7 protein-coding genes are annotated in these 16094 nt (G+C 69.4%); 5 read left to right on the forward strand and 2 right to left on the reverse strand.

Annotated elements, in window-relative coordinates; genetic code table 11:
* Window positions 1-5 precede the first annotated feature (5 nt).
* The gene (locus tag V5F49_RS19540) at window positions 6-9161 is read right to left on the reverse strand and encodes a peroxidase family protein (RefSeq protein WP_394114947.1); all 9156 of its coding nucleotides are present in this window, start codon (window positions 9159-9161) and stop codon (window positions 6-8) included.
* Between the two features lie 302 nt (window positions 9162-9463).
* Between V5F49_RS19540 and V5F49_RS19545 the strand changes: the two genes are divergently transcribed.
* The 5 genes from V5F49_RS19545 to V5F49_RS19565 all read left to right on the forward strand — a co-directional run bounded on the left by V5F49_RS19545 (window position 9464) and on the right by V5F49_RS19565 (window position 14999).
* A complete protein-coding gene (locus tag V5F49_RS19545; protein WP_394114948.1) occupies window positions 9464-10777 on the forward strand; it encodes a sensor histidine kinase in 1314 nt (437 codons plus the stop codon).
* 158 nt (window positions 10778-10935) lie between these two features.
* Entirely contained in the window at window positions 10936-11988 is a 1053-nt protein-coding gene (argC, locus tag V5F49_RS19550; RefSeq protein WP_394114949.1) for an N-acetyl-gamma-glutamyl-phosphate reductase, read from the forward strand.
* A 167-nt stretch (window positions 11989-12155) separates the two neighbouring features.
* Window positions 12156-13547 carry a GntP family permease gene (locus V5F49_RS19555; protein WP_394114950.1) on the forward strand — a complete coding sequence of 464 codons (1392 nt, stop codon included), beginning with the start codon at window positions 12156-12158 and terminating at the stop codon, window positions 13545-13547.
* Between the two features lie 56 nt (window positions 13548-13603).
* Window positions 13604-14512 (forward strand): ParA family protein, encoded by a 909-nt coding sequence (locus V5F49_RS19560; RefSeq protein ID WP_394114951.1) that lies wholly within the window; start codon window positions 13604-13606, stop codon window positions 14510-14512.
* A complete protein-coding gene (locus V5F49_RS19565) occupies window positions 14505-14999 on the forward strand; it encodes a hypothetical protein (RefSeq protein WP_394114952.1) in 495 nt (164 codons plus the stop codon). Before V5F49_RS19560 ends, V5F49_RS19565 begins: the two co-directional genes overlap by 8 nt.
* 159 nt (window positions 15000-15158) lie before the next feature.
* On the opposite strand, the gene V5F49_RS19570 is transcribed toward V5F49_RS19565, so the two are convergent.
* Window positions 15159-15845, reverse strand: coding sequence for a YoaK family protein (locus V5F49_RS19570; RefSeq protein ID WP_394114953.1), 687 nt, complete (start codon window positions 15843-15845; stop codon window positions 15159-15161).
* Between the last annotated feature and the right edge of the window lie 249 nt (window positions 15846-16094).

Below are 16094 nucleotides of genomic sequence, written 5' to 3' on the forward strand. Positions count from 1 at the left end.
GCGTGTCAGAGCGAGAAGTGCTCGGACTTCAGCTGGTGGCGGCCTTCCAGCTCGATGCGGAAGTCGGCCGTGGCGTCGTCGTCCACCGCGCCCTCGATGACGGTGTACTCGGTGCCGTCCCGCGTCTCGAACGAGACCGCGAGCTGGCCCGCGCCATCGATGGGCCCGTTCACCAGCGTGAAGGCCTGGTTGCCGGCCGTGCCCCGGTCGGCGTCGATGCCGGAGAGGTCGAGCCGGTCGCCCGGCTCGAAGCCGACGATGAGATCGCCGTCCGCCGCCTCGACGGAGCGGAAGACGAACACGTCCTCGCCGTCGCCGCCGTCCATCACCTCGGCGTTGCGGCTGGCGACGATGGTGTCGTCGCCGGAGCCGGTCACCACCTTGTCGACGCCGCGCAGCACGTCGTACCCGGTCTGCGCGCTGGAGGCGGTGCCGCCGAGGAGGCCGAGGGCGCCGAGGTCCACCTTCATGTCCACGGTGACGGCGGAATAGTCCGCCGTGTCGAAGCCGCGCTGGCCGAACAGGGGATCGCCCACATAGAGGTTGTGGCCGTCGCCCCGCTCGGCGGTGAACACGTCGGCGCCGCTCTCGCCCATCTGCATCATGCGGCCGAAGCGGTCGCCGAGGGCGGTGCTGTCCAGCAGCCCCTCCATGCGGTTGCCGAGCCAGCCGAGGCCGCCCCACTGGGGTGCCGGGCCGTCCGACTGGGTGGCCGGCGTGGCATCGTCGTCGTGGGTCAGCGCGGTGCGCCAGCCGCCGGTGCCGCGGGTCTCGGCGAAGCCGTCCACGAAGGCGCCCACCTTGTCGAGGAGCCCCCCGAGGGCGCCGCCGGCGAACGGGGCGGAGCCGAGGCCGTCCCCGCCACGCCCTTCCCAGCCGCGCCATTCGCCGATGCGGGCGAACAGCTGCTCCAGGAAGGCCGCGACCGGCCTCGGTCCGCCACCGTGATGCGGATTGGACGGCGTGTGATCGTCGTCGTCGTCCTGCGAGCCGCCCGAGCCGGGGGAGTCGTCATCCGCCTCGTCGTCGTCCTCGTCATCTTCGTCGTCGTCGCCGGTGTCGCCCTGCTCGTCGTCTTCGTCGTCATCGTCACCGTCTTCGATGTCGTCGTCCTCTTCCTCATCCTCATCCTCCTCGTCTTCGTCGTCGTCACCGGCACCGTCGTCGTCGTCCTCGTCGACGTCGCCGCCGGTGTCGCCTTCGTCGTCGTCGGGATCGGTCGTGGTGTCGTCCTCCTCGTCCTCGTCGTCATCGGGCGCTGGATCGTCCTCGTCCTCCTCCTCCTCGCCGTCGCCGTCGCCCTGGGCTGGGGTGTCGTCCTCCTCACCGTCTTCCGGCAGCTCGGTGTCGAACACGCTCTCGGCGAGGCCCTGAAGGCCGGTGTTGCGCAGGATGATGTCGGAGAACTCCTGGCCGTCGATGAAGTCCTCGTAGAAGTCGAAGGCTTCCAGGCGGTCGGAATAGTAGAAGCGGTCCGCCTCCTGCAGCCGGTCCATCTGCTCGTGCAGCACCACCCAGAAGGTCTCGCCCACCATGCCGCCGTTGACGTGCGTCTCGGCGAGGCCGCCGACCCACAGGTCCACCCGGTCGATGCCCTTGACGATCTTCGCCCCGTTCTCCCCGTCGAGGAGCTCGATGTCGGGGTTCACGGCGGCGAAGGCGGCGATCTTCTCCGGCGTGTCCAGCACGAGGTCGGGATAGGCCGCCTTGAACTGGGCGATCACGCTGTCGGAGAGCCCGTTGCGCTGCTGGAAGTCCTCCCAGGAGGTGTAGGGCGAGAGGTCGCCCACATAGCCCACGGCCTCCGCCACATAGGGGTCGGTGGAGGCGTCGAGGTCCATGCGCACCTGGTTGAGCGTGCCGAGGCCGACGTCGCGGCCGCGGGCGAGGTTGAAGGAGAACAGGTCGGCGTTGATGCGCACGAGGTCGTTGCGCACCGCGTCGACGATGTTGAAGTCCACCGCCTCCGCCGGCTGGCCGACGATGCCGCCGAGCACCGCGTTCACGCCGAGCTGCTCGTATCCGGGCTGGGGCGTGTAGAAGGCGCTCGGGTCCACCGGGAAGGCGGAGGCGTCGTTGGTCGGGTTCAGGAAGGCGTCGAACAGCGCCACCTGCCGGGGCTGGCCGTTCTCGTCGAGCACGGTCAGCGTCTGGCCGATGAGCGAGTGGCCGAAGCGGTAGGCCGCCGCGGCGAACTCGTGGGAGATGCCGGGGTCGGCATCCGGATTGTAGCCGCCGTGGCCGTGGTCGCCGTCGCCGCGCATGCCGCCCAGCAGCTTGTCGGCGAACTCGGTGAAGACCACCCGCTGGTACTCCGCCTCGTTGATCATCTTGGCGGCGTCGAACAGCTCCTGCGCGGTGCCGGTGAAGCCGGCGGCCGCGAGGTTCTCCACGTGGTAGTTGTGGTTGCGCGCCCAGATGGTGTGCACCGAGGTGAGCGCCACGTTCTCGTTGGCCCGCCCGTCGCCGGCCACGTAGTGGTCGAGCAGGTTGATGAACGGGTTGGTATCGAGCAGCAGCGCCTGGCCGGAGCCCATGAAGTCGCCGGCGAGCTTGGCCACCACGTCCGCGTTGAGGCTGCCGTCGGGATTCTTCAGGCTGGCGAAGGTGCAGGGCGCCACCTCGAACGAGCCGAAGTAGTCGCGGAACGACACCTGCCCGCCGGGCAGCGAGGGATCGGTGAAGACCGTGTCGTTGGCCCAGTGCTCCTCGATCAGCTCGCGCAGCGTGGGCAGGAGGGCGAAGTCCGGGTTGGAGGGGTCCGGCCCGCCCTGGAAGAGCTGCGCGCCGAGCCCGCCGGAGCCGTCCCCGGCCCGCAGGAACTGGCCGACGAGGCCGTGCGACCCATAGGCCTGGTTCTGGTCCACGAAGGCGGTGGTCTTGTTGACGTGAAGCGGGTTGCCCTCCGCGTCGAAGCCCATCACCTCGGCCCGCGTCAGGTCGGCCGGATTGCCCGATCCGGGCGCCCCGGTGCCGGCCGCGCCGATCACCACCTTGCCGTTGGCCGCGTTCTTCGCGATGAAGTCGAGGCCGTGGTCGAAGTACTGGCCGAACGCCATGAAGAAGATATTGGCGCCCTCTGCATTGGTGGGCAGTCCGGCTTCCTGGGTGCCCAGGATGTCGGAGATGGTGCGCGGGTCGAGCCCGTCATAGATCGGGTTCAGGGCGCGGTTGTCGATGGCCGGGTCGTAGGCGCCGTAGCGGGCGTCGGTCAGGCGGATGAAGGCGGTGTCGGACTTGCCGAGGTCCGGGCTGCCTTCATTGTTGCCGGAGCCCGAGATGGTGCGCGGGCCGAGGGCGTTCTCCGCGTCGTCATCGTCGGGGAAGGGCAGCAGGCCCGCCACCAGCTTCTTCAGCCCCTCGAGGTCGCGCACGGTGTAGCCGAAGGCGCCGGTGGGGGCATCGCTCCCGCCCGAGGGCAGGTCCGCCGCGCTCGCCACGAACGCCACGTTCGGACCCTGGAACACATCCTGCGGCCGCGGCGCGCCCACCACCGTGTCGTTGCCGCCGGACGAGCGGAACACCACGCGGTGCGCCGAGGTGAGGCCGGTGATGTCCACCATGTCGTCGCCGTCGCCACCCTCGAACGTGATGGTGCTCATGGCGAGCGAGGTGGCGCCGAAGTTGCCGTGGGTGACGAAGCTGTCGCCGCCGCCCAGCCCGTTGATCACGATCTCCTCGATGTTGTCGAGCTCGGCGATGACGGAGGCGGTGTTGGTGCCGTTGCGGGTGATGACGATCTCGGTGTTGGCGTTCAGGCCGGTGATGCCGGCGGCGGTCGCCTCGACCCGCGTCCATACGTGGAACGTCTCCGCGGTGGCGTCGCCGGCGATATGGACGGTGTCGGTGTTGGCGCCGCCGTCCATGAAGTCGCGGCCGTCGCCCACCCGCCACAGGAGGGTGTCGTTGCCGAGCCCGCCGACCACCGTGTCGTTGCCGGCGCCGCCCACCATCACGTCGTTGCCGGCGGCCCCGTTCATGGTGTCGTTGCCGCCGAAGCCGAGCACGAGGTTGGCCAGCGCGTTGCCGGTGTTGCCGTTGACGATGGAGTAGCTGGTGCCGGCGAAGCTCGCCTGCTCGACGGCGGTCAGCGTGTCCGTGCCCTCGGCGCCGGTGAGGTCGGTGACCACGATGTCGGTGCCGGAGAGGGCGAAGTTGAAGTTGCGCGGGCCGCCGGTGAAGACGGCCGTGTCGGTGCCGGCGCCGCCGTTGACGGCATCGTTGCCGGCGCCGCCATTCAGCTTGTCGTTGCCGGCATCGCCGTTCAGGGTGTCGTTGCCGGTGCCGCCGTTCAGCGTGTCGGTGCCGCCGAGGCCGTTCAGCACGTCGTTTCCGTCCCCGCCGGAGAGCGTGTCGTTGCCGCCGAACAGGTTGAGGAAGCCGCCGGGATTGCCGCCGGTGATGATGTCCTCGCCGGCGGTGCCGGTGAGCGTGCTGTCCTGGCCGTTCACGCCGGTCATCACGTCGCCCACCACGCCGGTGGGGGCGGAGGAGCGCACCTCCTGATAGCCGTCGCCGTCCGTGAAGGAGACGTTGACCCGCAGGAGCGCGCCCACCTGGGCCTGCGCCGGCGTGAAGCTCGCTGCCGTGCCGCCCTGGGCCGCCGCGATGTTGGTCCAGGTCCCGCCGTTGTTGGTGGAAACCTGCCACTGGTAGGTGAACGGGCCGAGGCCGTTGGCATCGGCGATGGCCGCGACGTTCACCGTCAGTGCCTGGCCCTCGGTGGGCGTCACGTCGCTGACGAGCGGCGTGCCGGTGGCCGGGCTGTTGGGATCGGGAAAGAAGGTGGAGGTCTCCACCGTCTGGTCCGCGAACTGCAGCAGCTCCATGTTGGTGAGCCGGTCGGTGCCGTCGGAGACGCGGGCGCGGCCGGTGGTCGGGTCGATGACGCCGCCGGTGACGGTGACGTGGCTCACGGTGAGCGAGCCGTCCTCATTGGCCGTGATCTCGTAGTTCGCGCGCACGTCCCAGAACACGGCGGTGTCGGTGGCGCCGGGCGCCGTGTCGTGCAGGATCTCGCGGACGATGTGCATCTGCGAGGGCGTGATCTTGCGGTCGATCATCAGCTGGAACAGCGACTTGCCGGCCCATTCGGGGTTGGGGTGATCGGCCGGGAAGACGTGGGAGAGGCTGGTCATCGTGCCGATTTCGTTGGCCTGCGTGTTGGCGGCCCCCGGCGCGGTGATGCGGATCCGCACGTTGAGCCAGGCGTCGCCGTCCAGCACGTCGTCGCCGCCGTTGCCCTCCAGCCGGTCGGAGCCGCCGCCGCCGAGCAGGATGTTGCCGTCGTCGAAGGCGATGATGGCCTCCAGCTGTTCGGCCGTCGCCCCCACCGGCGCCGCCGCCACCAGCGGGCCCAGCAGCTGGCGCAGCCCGTCGATGCGGTTCACGCCGGCCTGGGTCAATTCGTCCTTGAAGAACACGCCCTCCGCCGCGCCCGCGCCGGGCACGCCGGCATTGGGGTCGGCGGTGCGGTCGTCGCCGATGAGGGTGTCGTCGTGCTGCCAGCCGGACAGCGCCTCCACCTTGTCGAACCGGTTGCGCAGGATGTCCTGCTGGTCGGTGGTGAAGATGGCGATGCGCATGTCCGCATAGCCGTTGACGTTGGCACCCTGGAAGGTGGCCCAGTCGAAGCCGAACATGCCTTCGTTGCGCATGACGCTCTCGCCCTGGACCATGATGTCGTCGCCGGACTCGGCGTCGAAATCATGCTCGTCGGAGCCTGCGAACATCACGTCGTGGCCGATGATGTCCGAGTTGAAGAAGAGCTGGGAGTTGTCGCCGGCGGTGGTGTCGAAGCCGGCGCCGGCCTCGATCCAGTCGTCGCCCTCGTTGCCGAGGAGGAAGTCGGCATCGGCGCCGCCGAGGATGAAGTCGTCGCCCTCGCCGCCGAACACCTCGGTGGAATCGACGCCGACGAAGATCACATCCTTGCCGGTGCCGCCCATCAGGATGTCGATGCCGTTGGAATTGGCGATCACGTCATCGCCGGCCTCGCCCTTCAGGAAGTCGCCGGTATCGCCGCTGTCGGTGATGATGTCATTGCCGGCGCCGCCGTTGACGAGATCGACGCCTGCCCCGGCCTCGATGCGGTCATCGCCCGCATCGCCCCAGATGGAATCGTCGCCGAAGTCGGCGATGATGATGTCGTTGCCGTTGGTGCCGCCGATGTTGACGTGCTCGCCGCCGGTGAAGCGGATGAAGTTGGTGTCCGCCCCGGGGGTGGCCGGATTGTCGCGCTGCACCTTGCCGAGGCCCATGCCCTCCAGCACCGGGTCGTTGCCGACCGGGTCCGGCTCCAGCTGCATGGCGGCGTCCACCTCCAGGTAATGGTCGTAGCGCGCGAAGATGTCGATGCCCACGTGCCGCTGCACGATGTCGTCCGACGTGCCGCGGATGCCGTCGGGGCCGGGATCGGCAAGATCCGTGTTGGCGAGGATCATCTTGGAGAAGGAGTTCTGCTCCAGCGCGTTGAGGAAGTTCAGTCCCTGCGTGCGGCTGAGGTAGTAGAAGCGGTCACCGTCCTGCAGGTTCTCCAGCTGTGCCTCGAACACCGCGTTGAAGGTGGAGCCGAGCATGCCGCCGAACGGCATCTCCTTCTCGGCGAGGCCGCCGATCCACAGGTCGATGTCGTCCACGCCGGTCTCGGCCGCCGGGCTGTTCAGCCAGGCGACGCGCTCCGCGCGCTGCTCGGCGGTCTCGCCGGGCACGCCGAACACGAGGTTCCACGCCGCGTCGCGCTTGGCCTCCGAGGTGGTGGCGGAGGTGATGCTCTCATGGGTGCCGTAGGCCGCCATGAAGTTCACCACCGACAGCGGGTTCTTGAGGTTGGCGGCAAAGCCCACCCAGCTCTCGTAGGGCTTCAGGAAGGTGGAGCCGGAGGCGGCATAGAGCTGCTCGCGCGCCTCGTTCAGGGAGGGCACGCCGGTGTCGCGGCCGCGGGCGATGTTGATGGCGGCGAGGTCCAGCGGCAGGCCGAGCAGGTTGTTGCGCAGGGCGCCGGTGACGAATTCGTCGATCTCGTTGCCCTGCTGCATGGACATGCCATGGATGATGGCCGCCGCGGCCTCGTCCGAGGTGCCGAGCTCGTCGAACGCCACCGGATTGAGGAAGGCCTCGATCAGGCCCACCTGGGTCAGGTCGCCGTTGGCGTCCACCATGTCGATGTTCTCGTTGAGCATCGAATGGCCGAAGCGATAGACGGTGTGCGCGAACTCCGCGAAGATCGCCGGATTGATGTCGGTGACGCTGTTGAAGACGAACGGGTCGATCGCCGGCTGGATCTTGCGGGCGAATTCCTCGAACACCAGGTGCTGATACTGCATCTCTGTGGCGAAGCGCGCGGCCTGGAACAGGCGCTCTCCGTCCCAGCCCAGGGTGTTGGCGTAATCGAGCTGCTCCAGCTTGGTCATGCTGGCGAAGTTGGCCGGCAGGCTGGCGATGTCGGTGGCGAGCCATTCGTTGATGAAGGCGGTGTCGCCGGTGGCGAGGATGGTCAGCTTCTGCGCGTCCACCTGCCGGTTGTGCTCGGAATGGAACACGTGGTGCACGGCGGTGAGGCCGATGTTCTCGTTGCCGCGCCCGTCGCCGGTCACGTAATGGCGGTTGAGCAGCTCGCCGTCATAGGTGCCGGCCTCGGCCGCGACCTCGCCGTTGTCGATGACCCCGTTGCCGTTCGTGTCGCCGTTGATGACGCCGTCCGTATCCTCGGCCTTCACCGCGCCGGTCTGGCTGTTGAAAGGGCTCGCCGCATGGGCGATGTCGTCGAGGAAGGCATGGCCGGTGCGGATGGCGCCGGCATAGGTGACGCTGCCGATGGTGACCGGGGCCGAAAGGTCCACCGGATTGGCGGCGGTGCCGGAGACCACCACGTCGTCGGCGGTGTTGGGCACGCCGTCGGCGCCGATGCCGACGATCACCTGGGCGTAGCCGTTGGCGTCGGGAATGAAGCGGCCGTAGGCGTCGGTGCGCAGCAGCGGCACGGCGTTCACGTCGTCGTCGTCCAGCTGGATGCCGAGCATGGTGCGCGCCTGCGCCTTCACGTCGGCCCAGGTGGGCAGGCCGCCGTCCGCGCCATTGAGCAGCCGGCCGGTGACGACCGTCTTCCCGCCCACCGTCTCGTACTCCCGCAGGAACACCTGGTGGGAGGGGTGGGAGGTGTAGGTCTGGTTCTGGTCCACGAACGGCGTGGTGGTGTTGACCGCCTCGTGGGCGGTGTCGTCGGCGGTGCCGAGGATGCCGTCCGCCCCGGGGCCGGCGACCGGCGTGGAGCGGGTGAGCACCATGAAGGCGTTCTGCGGCGAGACCTCGTCGCCCGAGCCGGGAATGCCGTCCGGCCCGTGGGTGACGAGCGGATCGTCGGCCGCGAGCGGAATGAAGATGGTGCCGTTGCCGCCCTTTGAGATCAGGTCGAGGCCGTGGTCGAAGAACTGGCCGAAGAAGGTCATCCAGCTGCTGAACGGCTTGGAAAGCCCCTCGTCGGGGGCGACGTTCGGCACCACCAGCGAGCCGTTCTCCTGGCTGATGCCGACCGAGCCGAGCACCGCGTCGAAGGCGGTTGTGGCCGCCGCCTTGGCCGCCGCGTCGGCCCCCGGATCTGACATGACCGCCATGTAGGCCGCATGGGCGTCCTGCACCGTCTCGAGGTCGCCGCCCGCGCCGTAGATGGTGGTGGAGCCGGCGAAGCTGAGCGCGGCCACGATCGCGGCCGGATTGTTGAAGCTCATGTCGGCGACGAGATTGGAGATGAGCCGCGGGTCCACGTCGGCCACGTTGCCGCCGGCGCCGTAGTCGGTGTTGGTCACCACCCCGCCGGGAGCCGGGCCGTTGGCGTCGAAGCTGTCGCCGTCCGCATCGTCGCGGAAGTCGGGCGTGAGCATGCGCGGCATGGGCTGGTCGGCCGCGCCCCAGTGTTCGCGCCCCTCGACGATGTTGTTGTAGCTGCCGTCCACGGTGCGCAGGCCATAAGGCGTGTGCGGATCGGGAATGGCGCGCGGGGCGGCGGGGTCGAACGCCGGCGAGGTGTACCAGGCCGGATCGGCGATCACGTTTCCGTTGGCGTCGAGCCTGATCTCGGTCAGGGGGATGCCGGCGGCGTTGGCCTCGGCGATCTTGATCTGCTGCAGGATGAACTCGAGATCGTTGCGGATCAGCTGGACCATGGCGTCCTCCCTCGGCGTCGCTGGCGATCCGGGGTCTTTCGCCCCGCGGTGCGGAATGCTCGTGCGTGCGGCAGAGGTATTTGCGCCTGACCCAGAAAAATCTGGCCCAAGGCGAAATAGTCGCTACCCTGCATGACGCAGCGTTGCTGATAGTGAAACACGCCATGGAGAAGAACATAGACCATAAGGTCTCGCGGTCTGCCCCCTCCAATTCGCGGGAAAATCCTGAGGTCGAAGGACGGATCCTGTCACGACCATGGTCCGTCGGACCAATAGGGACTTTGGTCGGGTGGTGGCGCCGGATGGGGCTGCGGACGCAGTTCCTGGTCAGCGCCTCCCTCCTGTTCGCGGGCTCGATGCTGGCGCTCGGGCTGTGGATCCAGGGTCGCATCGAGACCGACTGGCGCACTGCCGCGCTCGCGGCCAGCGCACGGTTCCTCGATGACCTGGTGGGCGACCATGTGCAGGACCTCGTCGGTCCCCCCGGCCCGCGCGCCGAGGCCGCAGCCGGGCGCCTCGCCAGCGAGATCGAGGGCAATCTCCACCGCGAGTTCATGGTGCTCGTCGTGTGGGACCAGCGCGGTCGCGAGGTCTTCTCCCTCCCGCGCCGCGCGATGCCGGAGGCGCTGCCGGGGGATGCGCGCGCGGCAGCGCTCGCCGGCGAGACCGTGACGCGCCCGCTGCGCCTCGCGCCGCACGGGGAGCGCGGCATGCTGATGCGCCTGTTCGCCCCGGTGCGCGATCCCTCAGGCGCCGCTGTCGCGGTGGCGGGTGTGGACCTGTGGAGCGGCGAGATGGACCGCCTCGCGCGGGAGGAGAGCCTGAAGACCTGGCCCATGGTCGGCCTCGTCTGCGTCGCCATGCTGGGCATGCTCTATCTGCTCGTCACCGGCGCCGCGGCCACCATCGAGCGTCAGCAGGCGGCGCTGGTGCGCCAGGCCCGCCACGCCCGGCTGCTGAGCCGGCGCGGCGCGGTGCTCACCCGCGTGGCCGAGCAGGCGCGGCACGATGCGATGATCGCCATCGAGCGCACCCTCGCCCGGGTGGGCACCGACATCCACGACGGTCCGATCCAGCGCCTTGCCATCCTTGCCCTGACGGCGGGCGACGCCGGCCGCCAGCGCGAGCTCGGCGCCGAGCTGCGGACGGTGGTGGCCGAGCTGCGCGACATCACCAGCGGCCTCGCCCTGCCGGAGCTGGAGGGGCTGAACCTGGAGGAGGCGGTCCGTCTCGCCGTGCTCGGCCACGAGCGGCTCACCGGGACGTCGGTCACGCTCGCCTTCGGCACGCTGCCGCAGACGGTGCGCCGCTCGGTGAAGGTCAGCTCCTTCCGCGTGGTGCAGGAGGGGCTGTCGAACGCCTATCGCCATGGCGGCGGGATCGGTCAGGCGGTGCGGGTGGAGCGGGCGCGGGGCTACCTGGTGCTCACCATCAGCGATGCCGGCCCCGGCATGGGGCAGGCGCCGCCGGTGCCGGGCAAGACCTGCCTCGCCAGCCTCACCAGCCGGGTGGAGGCCATGCGCGGCACGCTGAAGGTGACGGCGGTGACGCCCAGCGGCGTGCGCCTCGTGGTCTCGCTGCCCCTCGGCCTCAGGCCGATCGATCCGCGCGGCTGAGCCGCCGGGCCGACCGTCCGCAAATGCAGGCCATGCGCCGCGCGCGCCCGGGGGCGGGGCGGACCTGCGTGGGCCGTCCTTCAATCGTCGTTGAAAGCGGTGTAGACAGCTTCGCCCGGCGCCGAGCCCATTCCGCGCGCCGGCCATGGAGAGGTCAGATGGCGGACGCAAAGGCCAGGATCGCGGTACTTGGTGCTTCGGGTTACACCGGCTCGGAGCTGGTGCGACTGCTGCTGCGCCATCCGCGCGCCGAGCTGGTCGCCCTGACCGCCGACCGCAAGGCCGGCCAGACCATGGCCGAGGTGTTCCCGCAGTTCGCCCCGTTCGCCCTGCCGAAGCTCGTCACCATCGACGAGGTGGACTTCACGCAGGTCGACCTCGTGTTCTGCGCCCTGCCGCACGCCACCACGCAGCTCGTCATCAAGAAGGTGCTCGACGCGGCGCCGAGCGTGAAGGTGGTGGACCTGTCCGCCGACTTCCGCCTGACCGACCCCGGCGCCTACGAGCAGTGGTACGGCCATCCGCACCAGGCGCTGGAGCTGCAGAAGGAGGCCGCGTTCGGCCTCGTCGAGATCTATCGCGACGACATCCGCAAGGCGCGGCTGGTGGCCAATCCCGGCTGCCACTCCTCCACTGCCATCCTGCCGATCGTGCCCCTGCTGGAGGCCGGCGCGCTGGATCCGGAGACGATCGTCATCGATTCCAAGACCGGCATGTCCGGCGCCGGCCGCGCGGCCAAGGAGGCGATGCTGTTCTCCGAGGTGTCGGAGGGCATCCACGCCTATGCGGTCTCCGGCCACCGCCACATGGGCGAGCTGGACCAGGAATTCTCCAAGGCCGCCGGGCGTCCGGTGTCGCCCATGTTCGTGCCGGTGCTCGCGCCCATGAACCGGGGCATCTACGCCACCATCTATGTGCGCACCGCCGGCGCCAGCGCCGAGGACCTGCACCGCATCCTCGCCGACTATTACCGCGGCGAGCCCTTCGTCCATGTGCTGCCGTTCGGCCAGGTGCCGCAGTCGCGGCATGTGCGCGGCTCCAACATGGTGTTCCTGGGGGTGGCGGCGGATCGCAATCCGAACCGCGCCATCCTCATCTCCACGCTGGACAATCTGGTGAAGGGCGCCTCCGGCCAGGCGGTGCAGAACATGAACGTGGTCATGGGTTACCCCGAGACCATGGGCCTCGAGCAGATCGCCCTGATGCCCTGATGCACGGCGCGGGCCTGCCCCGCGCCGTCGCCGGCCGCCTCCGGGCGCCGGCCGAACCGTGCCGCGTGACGTTGCGGCACGGTTGGAAGTCGTATGGTTGCGTGTATTAGGACAGTGTAGCTTCCCTATGTTTAAGGGATTCTCCTACCTCCTTCTCAGGGCATCTCATGAGCTTCCTCATTTGCATCGCCGCCCTCGGCTTCCTCATGCTGGTCGCCTATCGCGGCTTCAGCGTCATCCTGTTCGCGCCGGTGGCCGCCCTCGGCGCCGTATTGCTGACTGATCCTTCCGCCGTCCCCGTCGTCTTTTCCGGCCTGTTCATGGAAAAGATGGTTGGCTTCATCAAGCTCTACTTCCCCGTGTTCCTGCTGGGCGCGGTGTTCGGCAAGCTGATCGAGCTGTCGGGCTTCTCGCGCTCCATCGTCTCCTCCATCGTCAAGCTGCTGGGGCCGGGGCGGGCGATCCTCTCCATCGTGCTGGTGGGCGCGCTCCTGACCTACGGCGGCGTCTCGCTGTTCGTCGTCGTGTTCGCGGTCTATCCGTTCGGTGCCGAGATGTTCCGCCAGGTGGGCATCCCCAAGCGCCTGCTGCCGGCGGTGGTGGCGCTCGGCGCCTTCTCCTTCACCATGGACACGCTGCCCGGCACGCCGCAGATCCAGAACATCATCCCCACCACCTTCTTCCACACCACCGCCTATGCGGCGCCGATCCTCGGCATCGTCGGCGCCCTGTTCATGCTGCTGGTGGGCATCTCCTACCTGGAGTTCCGCCGCCGGCAGGCCCAGCGCAAGGGCGAGGGCTATGGCGAGGGTCATATCAACGAGGTGGTGGTGGACGAGAGCGTGCCGCTCGTCTCGCCGTTCCTTGCCCTGCTGCCGCTGGTGGTGGTGGGCATCGCCAACCTGGTGTTCGCCCAGCTCATTCCCGGCTGGTTCGGCACCACCGCCTCGGCCACGCTGGTGCCCGGCGCCGCCGCGGTGAGCGTGCCCACCAGCACCTGGGCCGCCATCTGGTCGGTGCAGGCGGCGCTGCTGCTCGGCATCCTCACGGTGCTGGTGTTCGGCTTCAAGCCCATTGCCGGCAAGTTCGCCGGCGGCTCGAAGGATGCGGTGGCCGGCGCGCTGCTGGCCAGCCTGAACACCGCGACGGAATACGGCTTCGGCGCCGTGATCGCGGCGCTGCCGGGCTTCCTCGTCATCAAGGGCGCGCTCGCCGCCATCCCCAACCCGCTGGTGAACGAGGCCATCACGGTGACCACGCTCGCCGGCATCACCGGCTCGGCGTCGGGCGGCCTGTCCATCGCGCTGGCGGCCATGGCGGACCAGTTCATCGCCCAGGCCCACGCCTACGGCATTCCGCTGGAGGTGATGCACCGGGTGGCGTCCATGGCCTCCGGCGGCATGGACACGTTGCCGCACAACGGCGCGGTCATCACCCTCTTGGCGGTGACCGGACTGACGCATCGCCAGTCCTACGGCGACATTTTCGCCATCACCCTCATCAAGACGGCGGCCGTGTTCTTCGTCATCGCTTTCTACTACCTCACAGGGTTGTATTGAGCAGGTGCAGCATGGCCGCTAAGTTGCGGCCACGCTGACCAGGGGGGACGGGGGCGATGGCGGACGCTGGGGGGCGAGTGATCGCCGTCGCCAACATGAAGGGCGGTGTGGGCAAGACCACCACCGTCGTCATGCTGGCGGAGGGTTTCGCCGAGGCGGGGTGGAAGGTGGCGGTGGTCGATCTCGACGCCCAGGCCAACGCCTCCTACTGCTTCGCGCCGGACGAGGAGCTGAAAGCCATCCTCGAGCAGCGCCGCTCCATCACCTCCTTCCTGGCCGACCGGCTGCTCTACGGCGACCGCAAGCCCATCACCGACTACGTCACTCCCGGCATCTCCCACGTGATGCGCGCCGGCGAGGAGCTGGCCATCGACATGGTGGTGGCCAGCCCCCGCCTGCGCCTGCTGGAGCGGGAGATCGTGCTGCGCCTCGCCGAGCGCAATTTCGGCATGCGCTCGCTGGAGGGGCAGTCGCTCAAGGTGCTGGAGGAGGCTCTGGTTCACCTCCGGGCGCGCTACGACATCGTCCTGTTCGACTGCGCGCCCGGCATCTCCGCCTTCACGGAGGTGGCGATCCGCCTCGCCGACATGGTGATCGTGCCCACCATTCCCGATTACCTCTCCACCCTCGGCTTCGACGCGTTCCGCGCCTCGGTGTGGGAGAATGCCCACGTCACGCGCTCCGCCCTGCCGCAGCCCCGGCGCCGGCCGGTGGTCTTGGCGAGCCGCGTGAATGCGAACAAGATCCAGCATCGCGATACGCTGGAGAGCCTGCGCGAGGAGGCGGCGGCGGAGGATGCGGTGTTCGAGATGTTCGACGCGACGGTGAGCAACCTTGCCGCCATCGAGCGGGCCATGGACCCGGACAATTTCCCCTACGCGCCGTCGTTCGAGCAGAAATGGTATCGCGCGGTGGATGCGGTGCGCGACCTCGTGAGCGAGACCCGGAGACGGCTCGATGCGTGACGGGACTGATTTCTTCCAGCTGCTCGCCGCCGTCGGGGGCAGGGCGGAGCTGTTCTCCGCCGGCGCCAACCTCGCCCGCAAGGCGGTGAACGAGATCGTCCGTGCCCAGCTGGTGGCGGACGGCACGAGCCTCGAAGCCCTGCGCGCGATGCACGTGCTGCTCGGCCCCGCGGCCTTCGCCGAGGCGCTGGACGGCGTGCCGGCGGCCAAGACGAAACCGCTCCTCGCCCGGCTCGACCCGCACGCTCCCGCCTTGGCGCAGCCGGCGGACCGGGTGAAGGCGCTGCTGGCGCTTGCCGACGGCAGCCGCGCGCCCGCCGCCGCGGCCGAGAAGCCCGCCCGCAAGCCGGCCGCCCGGAAGGGTGCCGCCGCCAAGGATGCACCCGCCAAGGACGTTCCCGGGGCCGATGCGCCTGCGGCGACGCCTGCCCCGCGCAAGCGCAAGATCACCGGCCGCGCCGCCCTGCGCGTCTCCGAGGAGCGCTGAGGAGAGGCGCGCTGAGGCGAGGCGCGCTGAGGAGAGGAGCGCTGAGGAGAGGAGCGCTGAGGCGGCCCCGAGGCGGCCCCGCGCACGATCGGGCGGGAGGCCGGGTCGCGCAATCCATCGGGCGCGCTGCTCCCGGCGCCGCCTCGCCGGCGAGCGAGCCTACGCCGCCGTGGCTTCGCCCGCCTCTTCCGGGGGCAGGGAGAAGATCTCGGCCATGGCCACCAGCGGCGGCACCAGCATGCACCACATGCCCACCAGCAGGTGAAGCAGCGCCGCCAGCGCGCAGCCGGCGACGAAGGCGGCGAAATTGCCGGCGAACCGCCCCAGCCGCGCGCGCGTGGCCGCGCGATCGCTGTCGGGGCCCGGCTGCCAGAGGGCCGCGCCATCCACCAGCAGCTGGGTGAAGGTGCCTGTCATCATGGTGGAGGGCGGCACGTCCTTCAGATGGGTCCGGTGCAAGGCGTTCTGCAGCGCCATGGCGCTCACCAGCGTCATCCCGGTCATCAGGGCGTTCGGCGCGTCGGGGTGGTAGAAGGGGCCCACCGTCACCGCCACCAGCGCCGCATGGGCGAGGAGCACCAGCTTGGCGCCCATGAGGATGCGGAAGTCGCTGCGGCCGCGGGCCTGCATGGCCCGTCCCAGCAGGTGGGCGCCGATCACCACCACGGCGAACACCGGAAGGGCGATGACCTTCCCAAGCTCCGGCGCCCGCGCCTGAGCCAGCGCGGCGGCGATGGTGACGATGTTGCCGGTGACATGCGCGCTGAACAGCCCGCCCAGCGAGACGAAGCCGGTGGTATCCACGAAGCCGGCATTGAAGCACAGAAGAACCGGAAGCCACCGCACGCCGTCACCCCCCGCAGCGCGATTCAGGCCGTCTCCGTCCCATCGCGGAGCGTGGCGCAGCGCGCATTCTTGCTTTTGTCACCTCAGCCCGCCCGAGCCCGTCGCGGATGCGCGCGTGCTGCGCGTTTCACCTTGCCAAAAGAGCGCCCAACGTCGGCCCCGCCCTTCGCCTCGGATATCCGGCACGTCGCACGGTTCCCCCGCCACACCGCATCACACGCCGGTTCGGCCGCATCGCGAATGCGCCGC

Origin of the sequence: Xanthobacter lutulentifluminis, assembly GCF_043194675.2 — a bacterium.
Classification (GTDB): Bacteria; Pseudomonadota; Alphaproteobacteria; order Rhizobiales; family Xanthobacteraceae; genus Xanthobacter.